The 2727-nt window shown below is 39.6% G+C and carries 2 protein-coding genes and 1 pseudogene; all 3 read right to left on the bottom strand.

Annotation, left to right across the window (positions count from 1 at the left end; all coding sequences use genetic code 11):
• Positions 1 to 1302: pseudogene (locus tag D0T08_RS27370) on the bottom strand (gliding motility-associated C-terminal domain-containing protein); the annotation flags it as partial.
• Positions 1303 to 1475: 173 nt separating this feature from the next.
• Positions 1476 to 2402 carry a LytTR family transcriptional regulator DNA-binding domain-containing protein gene (locus tag D0T08_RS27365; RefSeq protein ID WP_116985940.1) on the bottom strand — a complete coding sequence of 309 codons (927 nt, stop codon included), beginning with the start codon at positions 2400 to 2402 and terminating at the stop codon, positions 1476 to 1478.
• 122 nt (positions 2403 to 2524) lie between these two features.
• Positions 2525 to 2727: gliding motility-associated C-terminal domain-containing protein (locus tag D0T08_RS27360; RefSeq protein WP_147322863.1), on the bottom strand; the 203-nt coding region annotated here is incomplete at its 5' end.

Here is a 2727-nt window from a genome sequence, read left to right as displayed (position 1 = left end):
GTCAGGAATGTTACAGTCGGGGTATTGTTGCCAGCGTAATTCAACTCCACGCTCTGAATTACGAGCACTTAAACCTTTCGGACGGGGGGGAATCACCCTTATTTCCACTGTTTTAATGTCGGTTAATTGTACACGGGATCGTCCGGGAAAATCCTCTACTTTAAATAATACGCTATAGGGCTGCTCTCTGACATGCTTACAATTGGTCTCCCAGGTGAAAGTTCCTGAAGCAGGACTACTTTGTGTAGTATTCAGGGGTGTAAAAGTCGCTTCTTTAGGCGCGACAAAATCTACTACACCAGCAGCGTCACGGTTATATACGCCACCATTTGTTGTTATTCTGATATTATTGTTATCCGGATCTCGGCCTGTCACTTTAAACTCTACTTTCTGCCCCGCTTCTACGCAGATTGGTGATGGGGTAGTTAGTAAAGGCCGCTTATTGGGAGTCTCAACTACAATAATCTGCATATCCCGTGTTATCTCCCCTATTTTGGTATAAGTACCATTCACCCCCTTTCGCCATTCTTCTATAATAAAAGCCACGTTGACCTGATACTGATTCACGGAGAGCCTACCCGGTGCATCCCATATCAAATCACCTGTAATAGCATCTATCCTGAAAAAAGAGGGGTTCAGTCCGTCTTCAGTCAATCTTGCATCTCCTAGCGATGCCGGGTCTCTATATCCTTGTACAAATACACCTCCATTTGATCCATCATTTGCGCCTTTTTTTGGGGCAGTTAAACGATAAGATAAACTATCACCATCTGCATCAAATGCACCGGGGTTATGGATAAATCTTTGTCCAACACTGGCAGTATCAACCGGGATATTTAATAAAACTGGTGTATTATTTAAACCCAATGCTCCATTCACCACAATAGTAGTTTCTACAAAGAAACTAATCTGGTCGGTTGGTGCCTGTAAATTTACGGTATTGGCATTTCTGTTGATGATAGCACAGGTAATGGTATATCTACCCTGCGCAGGGAATGTAAACGTTGTGTCATAAACATTACACATGGTTCCTGAATTAATCAGGAATTTCTTCGTCCGTTTTACCTGGTATAAACCTACGCCCGTAACCCCAAATGAAAAATCAGAAGTATTGGCAGCTTCATTGGCTTGCACACCATTAATCTGATCGGTATAAGTAGTAAGCGTCACCCGATAGGTGAGTGTAGTTGCCGAAATTCTTTTAGCAGTTATCTCACCGGCACGCAAATGAGAGGCTTGTACCTCCGGCAGTATTAACAAGCTAACAAGAAGAAAAAGTAAAGTAGATTTTAACAGTTGCATAGGCTTTGCAGTCAAGTAATTCTTTATATAAAGAACGAAAGAAATCCTATACGCTGTGTATATAAGTAGCAGAATTTTAAAAGGAAATCTACAGAAATAGTAATAATCGCTTCTTTACTGTTTCAAAAGCCTTTTTGTCTTGCCTGAATCTTTTCCAGATTAATCAAAAGTCTCTATTGGATTGCTTTACCTGCTTGTATTAATTTCTCTAATTGTTTATGAAATCTCCATGGAACAGCAATTTCTCTGGAAGTACGCGCGATTCTCACCTGATACCCTCTGGCGTTCCCCTCTACTTTCAGAATACCACGGGTATTCACAATGATATTTTTATCTAGGCGAATAAATTGAGGGCTAGCAGACAATTCTTTTTCTACATCAGCATGAATGGTCGTTTTTTCAACACCCATAAAATTCTGCCAGTATATATTTGTAGAGGTTTTATCTGTTTCGGCGTAGATAAACTGATTAGGCAATAAGCTCAATCTTTCATCTTTTTCACCTAAAACCAGTACCGATAAATTCTGTTCGGTATTTGATTTGGCTAATGTGCGCAAGGCATGATTGATTGATTCGGCACAAGCCGCAAACTTATTCTGAAATACCCTTTGCTGTATAAAAGTAGTAACAATAACAGGGATAATACTTAGGGCAAAGACTTTCAGTATATCATTGATTTTAAAAGTAATGATATGAAATGTATTACCATAGATCACCATAAGCGTGGTAATGAGCAATACCATTATCAAAAAATGCAGCGATTGTCTGGCAACTGTCCAGTTCTGCTTATTATAAAACTTCGGAAAAATAGTTGGCAATACAAATTTGACCAGCAACATGGCAAAAGCTGCTACGCCACCAAAACCCAACAGTAACTCTGTTTTTTGTTCATGATTAAACAAATCGAGTCCAAAAGGTTGCATACCTACGGCAATGATGGCTACAAACAAGCCCACTAAAAGGGCAATCAAAAGACCGCGTAATGAACGAATAGAAGTTGCCATTGGTAAGCGGAAAGCCTCGTTCAGGGCTATTAACTGTTCTCTGACAAAATTTAGTACTTGGCTACTCGTAACAGATATGGCACGAAAGATATTCATAGGTTAACTAAGGCTAATCACTGCGTGTTTAAGCAGGTGTTTTCATGGAAAATTCAAAAATTATCTTATTCACCTATTTAAACACACAGTTTCTATAGCAAATATAAACAAAATATTACTATTTACCTTACCAGTTCAATCCAACCTTTAATGGTAGTAGGTACCTCATCCTTTTTGTCTAATCGCTGTAGCGAAACCTTCGCCAGATAGTAATAAGTTCCCGAGGGCATCTCACTCCCCGAACTACTCCTGCCATCCCAACTCAATATATTACTGCTCCCACTCTGATACACCTTCAATCCATATCTGTTGTAGATCTCAATGT

The organism is Emticicia sp. C21 (assembly GCF_003418935.1).
Taxonomy (GTDB): domain Bacteria; phylum Bacteroidota; class Bacteroidia; order Cytophagales; family Spirosomataceae; genus Emticicia.
This window is presented reverse-complemented; position numbering and strand designations above follow the sequence as displayed.